The following is a 14,848-nucleotide window of genomic DNA, read 5'->3' as shown; positions in this document are numbered from 1 at the left end:
TACTTTATCTTGCTCATACAGGCTGAGAATTGAGCTATCTCTGAGAATATTTTAGCTGTATCAGTCCCAGATAATTAATTTAATTTATCGACCAAAACCAGCGTACCAAAAATAGGTAACCATGGGGATTACTGTGGCTAAAACCAGTAAAACTATCACCCAAATCGTGGCGTTTTTATCGTCAGTTTCTTCTGCGGTAGTAAAAGTACTTTCGATATTAATTGTCGCTACTTCCGGCGGTCCGGGATCCGCTTCTCCAGAAAGTACCGCCGTTAGGCGACGACTAGCATCGAGTAAAGCTTGATTATATTTTCCCCCATCTTTGAGGGGAACCGCCATAGTTTCCGAGAGGATACTATCGGCAATAGCTTCGGTTAATAGGGGTTTTGCTTCCTCCCCAACCCGCATAGCAGTTTTATTGGTTAAAGTATCAAGGACGATGATAGTTTGATTAGTCCGATCTTCAGGATTAGGATACCATTCTCTCAGGATATCATCGGCTAAATTGTCAATTTTTTGACCGTAATCCAAGCGCCGGACTACCACCATTCTCACTTCTTGACCGGTTTTTTCGGCGAGGTTTTTCAGATCTTTATTTAATCTTCCTTCGTTAGCGGCACTAATGGCCGAAACGGGATCGACCACATAAGTGGGCGCTCCGGGGCTTAAAATGGGGAGGTCATAGACTCCCATAGCAGCAGCCGGTGACAGGGAAACAGCCAAGGCTACACAGCAGGAGAGAAGGAGAGAAGCTAATAATTTGAGCATATTGATTCGGTAAAATTCCTATAGAACATAATAGGGGAAAAGTTTCCTGTTTTTTGATTAGGGAGACGGGGAGATGGGGAAGTAGGGAAATGGGGTGATGGGGAAATTCAACTAAAACCCTCAAACCCGACAACCCCAACACCCAAACCCTTTTAACTGATAACTGATAACTGATAACTGATTATGAGTGATTTTGAGGAACTAGAGTCTAAAAAACGGGAAAAAGCCCTAGAAATGCAGGCCTATCGCGATAACTTGCTCTCACGGGTGACAAGATTACTAATTTCTCAAGATATCCACTTGGCGATCGATCATACCCTAGAACTGCTCTGTCAATTTACCCAGAGTGCGCGCTGTTACATTATTCAATATTCCACCTGTCGTCAGCAGTGGAGTATGGTTTATGAATACTGTCACCCCGACTATCCGCAAGTTATCCCGATTCGGGAAGAATCACAAAATCTCTCGACGGAAACCTTTCCTTGGTTTTCTGAACAATTATTAAACGGTATTCCAGTTAAACTGAACTCTTTAGACGATTTACCCGCTACTGCTATCCCTGAAAGAACTATTCTCGCTCATAGTCCTACTCCCTGTCTCTTAATCGTTCCCATGTGGGATAGTTATGGGGTAACGGTGGGTTATCTGGGATTGGATGCAAGTGCAGAAAAGCAATGGACAGGGGAAGATGTCACCTTTGTCCGGTTGCTGGGAGAATTAATTGCGATCGCACAAAGTAGATATGAAGCGGAAAAAGGATTAAAAGAGGCTAAAGAAGTGGCAGTTAAGGCAAATAAAGCTAAAAGTGAGTTTCTAGCTAACATGAGCCACGAATTACGCACTCCTCTTAATGCTATCTTGGGTTTTACTCGCTTAATATCCCGGGATAGCAGCCTCAGCAGTGAATATCGCCAATATTTGGAAATTGTCAATCGTAGCGGGGAACATTTATTAGAGTTAATCAACGATATTCTAGAAATGTCGAAGATAGAAGCGGGAAGAACGGTTTTTAATCCCAGTAATTTCGATTTATACGCTCTTTTAGATAATATTGCCGAAATGCTACGTCCACAAGCGCAGGCAAAAGCTTTGAGCTTAATTTTTGAGCGCAGCTCCGCTCTTCCTCAATATATATGTACTGATGAAAGTAAATTGCGACAGGTGTTAATCAATCTCTTGGGTAACGGATTGAAGTTTACCGAGTCGGGAGGGGTGACTCTCCGGGTAAAAGTAGGGGATAAAACAGGAGATTATCAGCGATTGCTCTGGGAAATTGAAGATACAGGCGCAGGAATCGCCCCAGAGGAGATTTATAAGCTATTTCAACCCTTTAACCAAACGGAAACGGGACGAAAATCCCAACAGGGGACGGGATTAGGTTTACCTATCAGTAAAAAATTTGTTGAGTTGATGGGGGGTGCGATCGGAGTTAGTAGTATTCTGGGTCAAGGAAGTGTTTTTAGTTTTGATATTCAGGTGGGTTTGGTGGGGGAAAATGAGATTAAAACCGAAACCAATAGGGCAAAAGTTATCGCTTTAGCCGAAAATCAGCCTAAATATCGCATATTAGTCGTCGATGATCGACCGGAAAGCCGTTTACTGTTGCTGAAACTCCTGGCTACCCTAGGATTATCCGTGCAAGAGGCCGCTAATGGTCAAGAAGCGATCGCAATTTGGCAAGCATGGCAACCTCATCTTATCTGGATGGATATGAGAATGCCAGTGAAGGACGGTTACGAAGCAACCAGGGAAATTCGGCGGTTAGAGGCTGATAATCGCGGAAAAACGGTGATAATTGCCCTAACTGCCAGTGCTTTTGAAGAGGATCGCGCCTTGGTTATTGCCGCTGGTTGTGATGATTTCGTGCGTAAACCTTTCCGAGAGGAAGTGATCTGGCAAAAAATGAGCGAATATCTAGGATTAAAATATATTTATGCCGATAGTGAGCCAAATCAGCCCAATTATTCGCCAGTTTTCCTCGATTCCCTGCAATCCCTATTAAAATTAATCAGTCCCGCCTGGATTGGACAATTGCAACAAGCGGCGCGAGAATGTGATGATGAAAAAATTATCGCCCTAACCGCAGAAATTCCCGCCGATTATGCTACCCTTGCCCAAGGTTTACAACAGTTAGCCAGAGAATTTTCCTTTGATGCGATCGAAACCATAATTAAAGATTTAAACATATCTTAAGAGAGTATTTTATCCATACCTCAAAAACGTGATATTCTAAAGGCATAAATCCCTAAATATCACAATTTTAAAGGATGAAACTGTTAAAAATGCTCATCGGTACTTGGTTAATACTACCGATTTTTTCCGTTCATGCTCAAGTTCCCTCGCTGCCCCCAATTAAGCAAAATTCGCCCAATCTTGGTGATCTACCGAATAATCCCACCCAGCAGAAAAATTGGCTTTGTAACCAAGGAGATCAACGCATTGCCGTGGCTGCTAAAGAAGTGCAAGGTTGGAAAGAATTAATTGAAAAACAAGGTTGGCAATGTGGTGAAGGAAATGCCGATATACCCGCTCAAACTCTCAGCTTTTCCTGTGAACCAGAACAAACCCTCGGCCTCTTGACAGTTTACTGGTTAAATGGTAGTAATGGTCAACAACAATTAAGCCAATGGCGAGAGCAATTAGCAGCACAACAGGGGATGGTTTGTACCATTAATAACGTGCGGTTATTCGATACTCAAGAAAATATACCCAATCCATTACAACCATGATTAAATTAGCAATTTTGCCTCAATCTATTCTCCTGGGTATCAGTTTACTATTAAATAATTCTCTGCCCTTACTTGCCCAATCTACACCCCTGAGCGTCGATAATTTAAGAAATACCGTCTATAACATTCCTAATCGGGGTTCCGTAATTCTCAGTGATGGTATTTTTCAATCTAACGAAGGACCAATTTTAGGAGTGCAAGTCAGCCGAGAAGCCTTGATGGGGGACTATAATAATGATCAAAGGACTGATGGTATTGTCGTGTTAAGAGTGATTACTAGAAATCAACAGCAATTACATTATTTAGCCCTAGTGATCGATAATAACGGTACTGCCACTAACACCGATACTGTCCTGTTAGCCGATCGAGTAATTGTCGATAATCTGAGCGCTAAAGATGGTATGATTACCGTCAACATGAGAAGATTTCTCCCCCGGGATCCTTCCTGTTGTCCGTCGGGAGTCATTACCCAACAATTTGCGATTAATCCTAGTATTAATCAATTGACTTTACTGAGTACCAACGAAAGTCAACCCACCACCCCAAATGTGCAGGTAATACCTGGTTCTCCCCTGAGAATTAATAATAATAATCTCCCCTTTCAACCTCCTGCTGGGGCCATCCAAATCCGCTTTTAACCTTATTTTTGGTGCGTTAGGGCAGCGTAACGCACCCTACCTTTTTCCTTAACAAAAAATGACCTACAAATATCCCATCCAACGCTGGTATATTGCCGCGACTAATCCCGAAAAAATCGAGGGGTTAGCGCGAGAAATGGGACTATCATCCTTATTAGCAACTATCTTAATTAATCGCGGTATTGATACCCCCGAATTAGCTAAAACTTATATAGATCCTGAAGCGGATACCTTACCCTCTCCCCTGGGGGAATTTCCCGACTTAGAAAAAAGTGTCAATTTATTAGTAAAAGCGATCGCCAGAGGCGATAAAATTGCTATCTGTGGGGACTACGATGCCGATGGCATGACCAGTACATCTTTACTGTTAAGAGCCTTGAGACATCTCGGCGCTAGGGTAAATCATGCCATACCCAGTCGCATGAAAGAGGGATACGGAATTAATCAGCGCATTGTCGAAGAATTTGCCGAGTCGGGAGTCGGATTGATTCTCACCGTTGATAATGGTATTTCCGCTCACGAACCGATCGCCCTAGCGATAGAATTAGGATTAAAAGTTATTATCACCGATCATCACGATCTGCCGCCAATTTTACCAAATGCCTCCGCTATTCTCAACCCAAAATTATTAACCCCGAACTCTCCCTATCAGGGATTAGCGGGGGTGGGAGTCGCCTATATTTTAGCGGTGACAACTGCCCAAAAAATGGGTAAATTACAGGGATTAACCGAGTCATTATTAGCATTATTTACCCTAGGCACTATAGCAGATTTAGCCCCATTAATCGGGGTAAATCGTCGCTGGTTAAAACGGGGTTTAAGAAAATTACCCAAATCCCAATTAGTCGGCATTCAATCCCTGATGCAAATAGCGGGAATTAGCGAGGAACAAAAGCAATTACAACCGGATGATATTGGGTTTAAATTGGGGCCGAGAATTAATGCCATTGGTAGAATTGGTGATCCCCAGATAGTTATTGAATTATTAACCACCGATGATGCCGGAATTGCCTTAGAAAGAGCGATGCAGTGCGAACAAATTAATCGTACCCGTCAAGAATTGTGCGAAAAAATTGAAGAAGAAGCGATTAAATTAGTGGAAGAAACTCCGATTCTTTGGCAAAAAGATCGAGTTTTAGTTTTAGTCGAAAAAGATTGGCATCATGGGGTAATTGGTATTGTAGCTTCCCGTTTAGTGGAACGCTACGGAGTGCCGGTTTTTATTGGTACTTACGAGGAAGAAGAGCCAGGTAAAATTCGCGGTTCTGCCAGAGGAATTGAAGAATTTCACGTTTTTGAAGCCCTGCAATTTTGCCAAGATTTACTAGGAAAATTTGGCGGTCATAAAATGGCGGGGGGTTTTAGTTTACCCACAGCTAATTTACTAGCATTTAAACAAAGATTAAGTCAATTTTCTCACAAAATTTTACAAATAGAACAATTAAAACCTTTAATTAAAGTTGACACTATCCTAGACTTTAAACAAATAAACCTGCAACTTTTTCAACAAATTGATAGTTTGCAACCCTGGGGAATTGGCAATGAATTACCCGTTTTTTGGACTCCTAACGTGCGAATAGTAGAACAGAAAACTATCGGAAAAAATCATTTAAAATTATTGCTGGCTCAAAGGGATGATACCAGAATTCAAGCCCTAGCTTGGCGTTGGGGCGAATATTGTCCTTTACCAACTCGTTTAGATATTGCCTATAAACTCAAAGAAAATACTTGGAATGGTAATACAACCATAGAAATTGAATTAGTGGGAGTGCGATTACCCCAAGAAAATGATAATATTAAAAAAGCAATTTTTATGCACGCAGATAAAATGTATCAATGTAGTTTTTGGGGTGATGTAAACGAGATTCGCATCAAAAATGAACAGGGCGATATTTTAGTCGTGCAGAAAGGGCAGCGCATTGGTTTATTAGGCAAAAATCGACAACAAGCTAGAGAAGTCAACGTGACTGAACCCCGTTTTTATACTTTAATTAAAGTTGCCATCAAAGCTTTGGCTATCTAAGTAGCTGGTTATAATTAAATTAAAAATCGATTTTAGGTTCGATCCCCCCTGCCCCCCTTAATAAGGTAGGGTTGATTCATGAATCAACCCTACCCTTGATAACGGGGGTGTCTGATAATTTTTAACGCCTACCTACTTAGCAAAACCTCCAAAAAAAGCGCCTTGACGATGAACCAAACCATAGTGATCAAAATCGGTACTTCCAGTTTGACCGATAATGAAACCGGCCAATTATCCCTCTCCACGATCGCCGCTTTAGTGGAAGTCCTCACCCGGTTGCGCGCTGCCGGTCATCGGGTGGTATTAGTATCTTCCGGGGCCGTGGGGGTGGGCTGCCGTCGTCTGGGAATACAGGAAAGACCGAAAAAAATCGCCCTCAAACAAGCGATCGCAGCCGTCGGTCAAGGTCGTCTGATGCGGATCTATGATGACCTCTTTACCAGTCTTGGTCAACCGATCGCCCAAATTTTGCTGACCCGTCCCGAATTGATGGAACGCACCTGTTATGTCAACGCCTATAATACTTTTCAGGCTTTGTTTGAATTAGGGGTAATTGCCATCGTCAACGAAAATGATACGGTGGCGATCGATGAGTTAAAATTCGGCGATAATGACACTTTATCAGCCCTTGTAGCCAGTTTAATCGAGGCTGACTGGTTATTTATCCTCACCGATGTGGATCGCCTCTACAGTGCCGATCCGCGGCTATTTCCCGAAGCTGCGGCCATTGCCCGAGTTAGTCCCGCAGAATTAGCGCAACTATCGATCGATGCCGGTAGTAGTGGCAGTCAGTGGGGGACCGGGGGTATGGCGACTAAATTGGCCGCGGCCCGGATTGCCACCAGCGCCGGGGTAGAAATGGCGATTACTAGGGGACGGCAGCCCAGCAATATCTTAAAAATTATGGCAGGAGAGGCGATTGGAACCCGTTTTGAGGCACAAAAACGCAGTGATAACGCCCGCAAACGCTGGATCGCCTACGGACTAATGCCCATGGGTCAAATCTATCTCGATGCTGGGGCGATTCAAGCCATTTGTCAGGGGGGAAAATCCCTCCTCGCGGCCGGAATCACCAAAGTGGAGGGGGAATTTAGCGCCTCGGAATCGGTGCAATTGTGCGATCAAGAAGGCCAGGAATTGGCCCGGGGAATTGTTAATTATAGTAGTGAGGAGATCGATCGAGTTAAAGGTCAACATTCCGAGCGTATTGCCAGTTTATTGGGTTATAGGGCCGCAGAAACCATTATTCATCGGGATAATCTCGTCATTTTGAGCGCTTCGTCCACCAACTCGACTAATAAGGGATAATTCCGCCACCCAGAGCAAGTCCAGCCAATGCCTTAAATGTAAAGAAATGTCTCAAAAAAACAACAAATTGTTAGACAAGCAAGAGAGTTGGACTAGGGATATCCCCCGAAGTTCAACCCTGTGAGATTATAAATGAAGTGAAACTCAAAAATGTCTTTATTGCTGTTGGGAGAAACTTAATAATGCGAGACGCGGTAACTAGCCTGATTAGAAAATACGATGTCACCGGACGTTATCTCGATCGAGATGCGATCGATAATCTTAAACAATATTTTGCCTCGGGAACTGCCCGTCTAGCTGCCGCCGCCCTAATTAACGCTAATTCGGCGGCGCTCGTGCGTGGGGCAGCGATTCGTCTATTTGAAGAAGTTCCCGAATTGATCCGCGCCGGGGGTAATGCCTACACCACCCGTCGTTATTCTGCCTGTCTGCGGGATATGGATTACTATCTCCGCTATGCCAGTTATGCCCTAGTAGCTGCTGATACTAATGTTCTAGATGAGCGGGTACTGCAAGGACTGCGGGAAACCTATAATTCCCTCGGTGTCCCCATCGGTCCGACGGTGCGCGGTATCCAAATCATGAGCGAAATGATTCAAACCATGGCTGCTGAGGCGGGTATTGCCGACACCTCTTTGATCGCTGAACCCTTTGATCATCTCACTCGCGAATTAAGCGAAGTGTCTATCTAAATTCAGTTATCAGTTATCGGTTATCAGTTAGGAAAGGCAAGAGGCAAGAGTATTTATTAGTTTGTCTCCTGTCTCCCGTCTCCTGAATTATTAACTCGCCGTCGGCGATCGAGCCATTGTTGTAAAATAATCGCCGCCGCTTCCCGATCGATCGCTCCCTTATCCCAAGAGGAAAACTGTTTTTTGGCTTTTAAGAATTCTTCCGCCTCTAGGGACGTGCAACGCTCATCAATGTATTCCAGGGGCAAATCCAAGGCGATGGCTAGTTTCTGGGCGTATTTTTGCACCTGTTGGGCCTGAAATCCTAACTCTCCCGCCATGGTATAGGGCAGTCCCGCCACCAAAATCTTAATATTTCTTTCCTTGACAATCGCATCAAACTGTGCTATGTCGGCAACAAAAGAAGAACGGATAATCGTGGTTAAACCAGTGGCGATTAAACCTGTACCGTCACATCCTGCCACTCCTACCCGTTTTTTGCCGATATCCAAGCCCAGGGCAGCGACTCTTTCCATTACACTGGATGCCCCTGATCGGGGGGTTCCGAGGGCGGTTTAACTGGGGGAAGTTCCCCCGTACTGTCGAGGGAGTCCAGGGGGGGATTATTGGGCCATTTTAACCAAGACATCCGACTAGGGATGGGAGTTCGCGGCACCGATTGTAAACCCTGCAGCATTTCTGCCAGGGCGGAATTTTCTGGCTTAGTTTCGCGGATTTTGTGCCATACCGAGCGCGACATCATCAGGGTGTGGGAACTGCGGATCGCTCCCAATTGTTCCAGATATTCCCGTCTTTCGTGCTGATAATCAGCAGATATTAACTCTAGCGAGCGAGGGGGATACTTGCGAGTGATCTGGGCCATCTGGATTAATAACTTAGGATAGAGCCAAGTGTAGGCGGGATGGACAATTAATTTCGCTTGATGGGGTCGCTCATCTTGGTTAGATAGGATTAATTCAAAATAACCGATCGCCGCTTTTCGTTGTGGTTCAAAAACGTAACCGCGACTAATTTGCGGACCGCCGCACCAACTCTGACAGCGACCGAACAAACTATCAACTAAACTGATTTTAAAATCCTGGATATGGCGATCAAATACCTGACGCAGTAGCGGCGGCATAGACACACAATCTAACTGATAAAGTAATTGAGCGTCAGCATTGCTCACGGGCAGTAAATTCGGTAAATCTGCCTCTTGTTTGCTCAATTCCTGTAATAATTGCGGCGGTAAAGACCAATAGGTTAATTCTGCTAAAGGCTGAAAACCGTGTTGCCGGAAAAGCGCCAAACTGTCCTTTTGATTGATATTAACCTCTAACACCCAGGTGCGGGCTTCCCAAACCGTTTCTAGACAATAACGCAGTAATTGCGCCCCGATGCCCTTGGGTTCGCTTAAAGACTCCCCTGGATGCACCCGCACCTGTTCCACCCGCCAAGTGCTGCGACTACTATTAAAAGGGGTGACTTGGATTGCCCCGCGAATTTTCCTTTCTTCTCCCCGATCCGCCGTAGACTCAGCTACATAGACATGAAAACGGTGTTGGAGAGGATTGGGAAAAAGACTGAGAATTTTAAACAACCCAAACCAAGGGCGCACCCGTTGCACCTGCGTGCGGAAATTTTGGGCGCGACGATCAATATCCTCATCGAAGTCATCTAGGGTTAAAGCTTCAATGTCTTCCAAATCCCGATATTGTACGGGACGGATTGGGCGATCGCTAAAATCGTCCCCTTGGGGAACAGGAGAAGTGGTCATGGCTCTGGGGTAAATATCGTCTATGCACCTATCTTACCGTAGAATCTAGAGGCACTTCCCCACCAATAACAATTTCTGAGGGATCATAGGGGACCACCACAGAAAGAACACCTCGATCGGTAGCTGGGGTTTTCTGGCCAAATTTCCGATCATGACAATTCGATGCTACAATAACGGACGGTTAATCAGTCCGAATTTGCAGTAAAAGTCTTTGAGTCAATCTGTAGATACCACTAACACCCTAGACACTCTAGCTCAAGAACTAGCCGCCATTCAGCAGACCGGTTCTAAGCGCGTCGCCTTATTGGGTTCCCGTCACGTTCCCATCACACACCAGCAATTGATCGAAATGATGGCCTATGCCCTCGTGCTGGGGGGCAATCGGATTATGACCTCCGGGGCGACGGGAACCAATTCCGCCGTCATTAAGGGGGCAATGCGGGCAGATCCTAATCTGTTAACCGTGATCTTACCCCAAAGTCTCGATCGCCAGCCCCTGGAATCCCAAGAACAACTCCAGCAGGTTATCCATCTGGTGGAATGTCCCGAAAATGACCATCTATCCCTAGGGGAAGCCAGCAGCCTCTGTAATCGCGAGATTATCAATCGTTGTCAACAGTTAATCTGTTTTGCTTTCCACGACAGTCAAACCCTTTTGCAAACCTGCGCGGAAGCGGAAGATCAACGCAAGCTAGTTACCCTATTTTATTTTGACTAAATTCAGCGATGAATCTCTCCGTCAGTGCCATTCTTCTCTATTCGATAGTGGCCGCCGCTATCTCTGTCTATCTACCTTTTCTGCTGGTGGCTTACGCTAGAGCTAAGGTGGGTTACAATACCTCCGCTCCCCGGGCCATGTTCGACCAACTCCCAGACTACGCTAAACGAGCAACTTGGGCCCATCAAAATGGTTTTGAAACCTTTATGATCTATAGTGCCGCTGCTCTCATGGCCTACGTTACAGGAGTCTCCTCATCCCTGGCCGCTAACTGTGCGATCGCTTTCGTGATCCTCCGGCTTTTATTTTCCCTTTTTTATATCACTAATGTCCCGATCGCTCGTTCCCTGATGTTCGGTCTCGGTTCTCTGTGTACTTATACTCTCTTTGGCTTGAGTTTAATCAAGATTCAGTAGAATTCCCCAAACCCCATGCAGGAGAGTCGAAAAACGCTATAGTTCGGGAGCGGCAAAGAAGTTGCTTAACCCGAACTATAGTTAATTCTGTTACTGATAAACCGGTAATTTGGGATTATCCACTGATAACAAACCGGTTAAAAGTGAGGCGGGTTTTTGACTATAGGGCCAGGCAAAAGCATGACGAAAAGCCGCATCTTGACAAGCTTGTAATTGTCGAAAATCGATCACGTCCAGGGTGAGTAAATTTTCGTACTCGAAGGGCAGCCGGACATTGTGTAAACCAGCATTATCGGTACAGATAGCAATATCAACCCCCGCTTCAAAACAGCGATCGAAGACTATCTTTAACCGTGACCAATTCTTTGCAGATAGGGCAGTAATTGGGGATAACAACCGTCCTTTGTTTCGTAAAGATGGCCGGTGGTATTTAAACCCTCTTCCCTGGCATAACTGTATAAACCAGCAAATTCCTCTAGTCGAGTTTGGTAGTGGGAATCACCCCCAGCAATATCGATCGCACAGACGTATTCTCTCATCCCTAGGGCCAGATCAACGATCGCTTTGTTGACTTCGTAGGGAAGTCGCGAGTGCATACAGAGAATTTGACTGGTAATGAGCGGATATTCGCTCATTTTCGAGGCTTGACCGACGATTTCGACAATCGATCGCATTTGCTCGATTCGCTCTGTTTGGTTCAAATGTTCGTCGGTGCGATAGTAGGGAGTATAGCGCAATTCTAAATAGGCAAGATTCTCGAAGATGTAAGCGCCGCGAATCAGACGATAGATAAAATAGGGCAAAGTTTGGGCGGTTTGAACACTTTCGACTAGGGTGTGTAATTCCAAATACTCATCTAAACTATTGCGTTCGCGGGTGTAAAATTCCTCAAAAGCGGGATATTCTGGGAATTTAGCCGCTAAATCCCGCTCATGTCTGTGAAAGTAGCGCCAGAGAATTCTCGGTACTACCGATCCCCCTAAATGCCGATGCAAATCCGCGTATAAAGCCACAACTCCGCTGCTCCTTAGTCTCTCAAATGTTCCTTAAATATAACGAAGTTTTACAATTGTTTGACAATTGTTCCCAAATAGTATCAGTACCTAGTCGGTGAACAGTGTAGGGTGTGGGGTGTGGGGTGTGGGGTGTAGGGTGTGGGGAGTTTTCTCAGTGAACTGATAACTGATCATTAAGCAGTGATCACTGATCACTGCTTAATGATTTGATAACATGGAGGAAAACCTATAGAGGGTGAAGCGGTATGAGTGACTATAAAGATTCTTCTTCCATGCGCTATTTCTTGGCAGGATTAAAACCCTTTGCCCAACCTTTATTTTGGCTGCCGCTAGGAATATTTTCCCTGGCTCTAATTGGTTTCTCGATATATCAACAGAATCCTGAATGGTTGGGTTCGGTATTAGATACCCCAGGAATGTCCTTGGAGGAACGCGAAATCCAGACTAAGCAGATTACCGATGCTCCTCTCCCCAGTCCTGCAACAATGCCGGCCACTCCTGCCAATAATAATACCGCTCCCCCGAACGAACCGGCCTCGCCGCAGCCTTTTAATCCTTTAAATACTAATCCCAATAACAACCAGAAACCCTCTTTATTCGCCCCGTTAATGCCGCAGACTAAGCAAAATCAGGCACCGAAGGCTAGTAAAACTCTGCAACCGATTCAAGTGCAACCGATTAGTGGCAACAATAGCAATTATCCTTTACAAAGGGAAATCGAAAATCGCTCACGGACTACTAACTTGAATAATTCTCCTAATCTCAACCCCGGGGGCAACCCGAATCAAGTCAACCCCCAAGGAAATTATTCCCCTTATCAACAAAATACTCAGCCCCTACCCTCCTGGAATAATGCCAACCCTAACCCGGTCCCCGGCTCTAGCAACCAATCCAACTATTATCAACCCCCCGTATATCAGGCCCCCGTTTACGGCAGTCAACCTAACGTCACTGGTTATCCCAATCAGGGAATGGCACCCAACAATAATGGCATCCCCAATCAAGTTCCTCCTCAAACTACTAACCGAGGTTTCTCCATCCAACAACCGATTGATACCCGGTCTTCTGGTTACTAGAGGAACTTAGATAGGGTTTGCTGAATAAATCTAAAAACCTTGTTGGATAATATTTTTAGACTTTTTTGAAATCAAAAAGTACCAGCGATTGGAGTGATTGGGGGGAAAAGTCAGGGACTTTTTCCCTGAAAATTAGGTAATTGACCGCCTGAAAATGGGTAAAACCCTACACCCCACACCCTACCCCCACCAACAAACTTTTTGCCGCAAACCCTAGATAGGAGCTTGCAGGAAGTCTAATAAAATCGGATTAACTATTTCTGGAGCTTCATCCTGGGGACAGTGGCCTAAACCAGCTAAGGGGATAAACTGTTTTACTGTCGGGAATCTTGCTAATTCTTGGCCCAAGGACAAGGGTTCCCAGGGATCCTCGCTACCCCAAAGCAGAATGGCCGGACAGGGGAGAATCGGCAGCAGGTCTTCTGGGAGTGGGCCGCCAGAATAACCGGTAAAAGCGAGGAAAACCTCGATCGCTCCTGGATCTCGGGCGGGTTTTAGGATTATTTCTACTAATTCCTCTGTTACCGCTTCCGAGCGCCGATAAGCTTGCAGGAGAATTTTACGCACTGTCTGGGGTTTAGCGATCTGTTGGAAGAAAAAAGCCCCAATTGCTTTATTTTTGAGAATTATTTGGGCAATATCCGCGCCTAAACGACGATACCAGGGTAATTCCTCCCGTTTTCTTTCGTGCAGTAGTCTGAGGGAACAATTAATCGCCGCTACCCCAAGGACAAAATCGGGATAATCGACGGCAGCCTGCATAATGGCGACGCAACCGATGGAATTACCCGCCAAAAAAGCAGGCCCCCCCACCACTTCCCGACAAAAATCGGCAATTTGCGCCCCCCAAGTCTCGAAAGTGTAATCGATCTCCTTTTGCGGTTCGGGTTTGTCGGAACCGCCAAAACCAATTAAATCTAGGGCAAAACAGCGACATTTTTCGCCTAAAACGGGGATATTTTTGCGCCAATGTCCCCAAGATGCCCCAAATCCATGCACAAGCACGATCGCAGGTCCCGTCTCCCCCGCACTTTGATAGGTGATTTTGAATCCCCGCCAATGCCAAATTTTTGCTTGTGTCTCTAATCCTAGAATTTGTTGCATATTTTTGTTTATCTGTAAAGTATTTGTTGCTTTTCTTAATATATACTGTCAGGTTAACTGGCGGCTTAACTGGTCGTCTGGGGATGATGCCAAATACCGTCATAGTTCATCTCAAATGAACCCAACAATCGCCAATTATGATGAACCCTAGAAAGAAGTATTAAGTCACCTAGAAAACGGGTTTCTTGAAGAAACCCGTTTTCTGTGGGGTTTTTTGCGGAAAGTATCCCCCTCTTTTCGTAGTTCCCCCTCCCCTCGTAGTTTAAGGGGGTGAGGTCATAACAATCCGTTGCCAAAACAGACTTTTCAGAATATAATAGAGAAGAGTAGTCATTCATCGATCAGATTCGTTAAGATGATATTACATGACTAATAATATTGACCATGACCGCTTATTTAAGGAGTTAATCTCCACCTTTTTTATCGAATTTATCGAGTTATTTTTTCCTCAATTGATGGATTATTTAGATAGAAACTCGATTACTTTTTTAGGCTCTTCCGAACTTGTCATGTAAAATTAAAGAAAAAACAGACAATTATTGCTGACCAATAAAACAATAATTTATCTTTAAAAGCTGACTATGCTTGCAATACAGCAATTTAT

General features: G+C 44.8%; 13 protein-coding genes and 2 pseudogenes. 10 read left to right on the top strand and 5 right to left on the bottom strand.

Annotation, left to right across the window (positions count from 1 at the left end; translation table 11 throughout):
* Positions 1 to 84: 84 nt before the first annotated feature.
* Positions 85 to 768 carry a photosystem II repair protein Psb32 gene (psb32, locus tag LW728_RS15550; RefSeq protein WP_287767208.1) on the bottom strand — a complete coding sequence of 228 codons (684 nt, stop codon included), beginning with the start codon at positions 766 to 768 and terminating at the stop codon, positions 85 to 87.
* A 183-nt stretch (positions 769 to 951) separates the two neighbouring features.
* Between psb32 and LW728_RS15545 the strand changes: the two genes are divergently transcribed.
* From LW728_RS15545 to apcB, 6 genes are all read left to right on the top strand, one after another.
* Entirely contained in the window at positions 952 to 2,961 is a 2,010-nt protein-coding gene (locus LW728_RS15545) for a GAF domain-containing hybrid sensor histidine kinase/response regulator (protein ID WP_287767207.1), read from the top strand.
* 74 nt (positions 2,962 to 3,035) lie between these two features.
* Positions 3,036 to 3,497 (top strand): hypothetical protein, encoded by a 462-nt coding sequence (locus LW728_RS15540; RefSeq protein WP_287671142.1) that lies wholly within the window; start codon positions 3,036 to 3,038, stop codon positions 3,495 to 3,497.
* Positions 3,494 to 4,135, top strand: coding sequence for a hypothetical protein (locus LW728_RS15535; RefSeq protein WP_287767206.1), 642 nt, complete (start codon positions 3,494 to 3,496; stop codon positions 4,133 to 4,135). Before LW728_RS15540 ends, LW728_RS15535 begins: the two co-directional genes overlap by 4 nt.
* Positions 4,136 to 4,193: 58 nt before the next feature.
* Positions 4,194 to 6,158, top strand: coding sequence for a single-stranded-DNA-specific exonuclease RecJ (gene recJ / locus LW728_RS15530; RefSeq protein ID WP_287767204.1), 1,965 nt, complete (start codon positions 4,194 to 4,196; stop codon positions 6,156 to 6,158).
* A gap of 168 nt (positions 6,159 to 6,326) precedes the next feature.
* Positions 6,327 to 7,466, top strand: coding sequence for a glutamate 5-kinase (gene proB / locus LW728_RS15525; protein WP_287767202.1), 1,140 nt, complete (start codon positions 6,327 to 6,329; stop codon positions 7,464 to 7,466).
* A 182-nt stretch (positions 7,467 to 7,648) separates the two neighbouring features.
* Entirely contained in the window at positions 7,649 to 8,158 is a 510-nt protein-coding gene (gene apcB / locus LW728_RS15520) for an allophycocyanin subunit beta (RefSeq protein WP_502845977.1), read from the top strand.
* Between the two features lie 56 nt (positions 8,159 to 8,214).
* Here apcB and ruvX read toward each other — a convergent pair whose 3' ends face one another.
* Both ruvX and LW728_RS15510 read right to left on the bottom strand, forming a co-directional pair.
* Entirely contained in the window at positions 8,215 to 8,673 is a 459-nt protein-coding gene (gene ruvX, locus LW728_RS15515) for a Holliday junction resolvase RuvX (protein ID WP_287767200.1), read from the bottom strand.
* Entirely contained in the window at positions 8,673 to 9,914 is a 1,242-nt protein-coding gene (locus tag LW728_RS15510; protein WP_159297865.1) for a GNAT family N-acetyltransferase, read from the bottom strand. Before LW728_RS15510 ends, ruvX begins: the two co-directional genes overlap by 1 nt.
* A 211-nt stretch (positions 9,915 to 10,125) precedes the next feature.
* Here LW728_RS15510 and LW728_RS15505 point away from each other — a divergent pair, with 211 nt between their 5' ends.
* Together LW728_RS15505 and LW728_RS15500 are read left to right on the top strand one after the other, a co-directional pair.
* Positions 10,126 to 10,632: a hypothetical protein gene (locus LW728_RS15505; protein WP_002802760.1), complete on the top strand. Its 507-nt coding sequence runs from the start codon at positions 10,126 to 10,128 to the stop codon at positions 10,630 to 10,632.
* A gap of 8 nt (positions 10,633 to 10,640) precedes the next feature.
* Entirely contained in the window at positions 10,641 to 11,048 is a 408-nt protein-coding gene (locus LW728_RS15500; protein ID WP_002802758.1) for an MAPEG family protein, read from the top strand.
* Between the two features lie 90 nt (positions 11,049 to 11,138).
* Here the strand turns inward: LW728_RS15500 and LW728_RS15495 are convergent.
* Positions 11,139 to 12,061 (bottom strand): annotated as a pseudogene (locus LW728_RS15495) (amidohydrolase family protein).
* A gap of 248 nt (positions 12,062 to 12,309) precedes the next feature.
* On the opposite strand from LW728_RS15495, the gene LW728_RS15490 reads away from it, so the two are divergent.
* Positions 12,310 to 13,140 (top strand): hypothetical protein, encoded by an 831-nt coding sequence (locus tag LW728_RS15490; RefSeq protein WP_287671130.1) that lies wholly within the window; start codon positions 12,310 to 12,312, stop codon positions 13,138 to 13,140.
* Between the two features lie 213 nt (positions 13,141 to 13,353).
* Here the strand turns inward: LW728_RS15490 and LW728_RS15485 are convergent, their stop codons facing one another.
* Positions 13,354 to 14,244 (bottom strand): alpha/beta fold hydrolase, encoded by an 891-nt coding sequence (locus LW728_RS15485; RefSeq protein WP_287671128.1) that lies wholly within the window; start codon positions 14,242 to 14,244, stop codon positions 13,354 to 13,356.
* A gap of 365 nt (positions 14,245 to 14,609) precedes the next feature.
* On the opposite strand from LW728_RS15485, the pseudogene LW728_RS15480 reads away from it, so the two are divergent.
* Positions 14,610 to 14,735: pseudogene (locus LW728_RS15480) on the top strand (flagellar assembly protein H); the annotation flags it as partial.
* Positions 14,736 to 14,848: the final 113 nt, after the last annotated feature.

Source organism: Microcystis sp. 49638_E5 (assembly GCF_021300285.1).
GTDB classification, from domain to species: Bacteria; Cyanobacteriota; Cyanobacteriia; order Cyanobacteriales; family Microcystaceae; genus Microcystis; species Microcystis aeruginosa_C.
The sequence above is the reverse complement of the archived record's forward strand: the minus strand, read 5'-3'. Positions and strand labels throughout refer to the sequence as shown.

What these genes read in the sequence shown, in the direction of transcription:
- psb32 (WP_287767208.1), bottom strand. Translation starts at nt 768, where the DNA reads ATGCTCAAATTATTAGCTTCTCTCCTTCTCTCCTGCTGTGTAGCCTTG.
- LW728_RS15545 (WP_287767207.1), top strand. Translation starts at nt 952, where the DNA reads ATGAGTGATTTTGAGGAACTAGAGTCTAAAAAACGGGAAAAAGCCCTA.
- LW728_RS15540 (WP_287671142.1), top strand. Translation starts at nt 3,036, where the DNA reads ATGAAACTGTTAAAAATGCTCATCGGTACTTGGTTAATACTACCGATT.
- LW728_RS15535 (WP_287767206.1), top strand. Translation starts at nt 3,494, where the DNA reads ATGATTAAATTAGCAATTTTGCCTCAATCTATTCTCCTGGGTATCAGT.
- recJ (WP_287767204.1), top strand. Translation starts at nt 4,194, where the DNA reads ATGACCTACAAATATCCCATCCAACGCTGGTATATTGCCGCGACTAAT.
- proB (WP_287767202.1), top strand. Translation starts at nt 6,327, where the DNA reads ATGAACCAAACCATAGTGATCAAAATCGGTACTTCCAGTTTGACCGAT.
- apcB (WP_502845977.1), top strand. Translation starts at nt 7,649, where the DNA reads ATGCGAGACGCGGTAACTAGCCTGATTAGAAAATACGATGTCACCGGA.
- ruvX (WP_287767200.1), bottom strand. Translation starts at nt 8,673, where the DNA reads ATGGAAAGAGTCGCTGCCCTGGGCTTGGATATCGGCAAAAAACGGGTA.
- LW728_RS15510 (WP_159297865.1), bottom strand. Translation starts at nt 9,914, where the DNA reads ATGACCACTTCTCCTGTTCCCCAAGGGGACGATTTTAGCGATCGCCCA.
- LW728_RS15500 (WP_002802758.1), top strand. Translation starts at nt 10,641, where the DNA reads ATGAATCTCTCCGTCAGTGCCATTCTTCTCTATTCGATAGTGGCCGCC.
- LW728_RS15490 (WP_287671130.1), top strand. Translation starts at nt 12,310, where the DNA reads ATGAGTGACTATAAAGATTCTTCTTCCATGCGCTATTTCTTGGCAGGA.
- LW728_RS15485 (WP_287671128.1), bottom strand. Translation starts at nt 14,244, where the DNA reads ATGCAACAAATTCTAGGATTAGAGACACAAGCAAAAATTTGGCATTGG.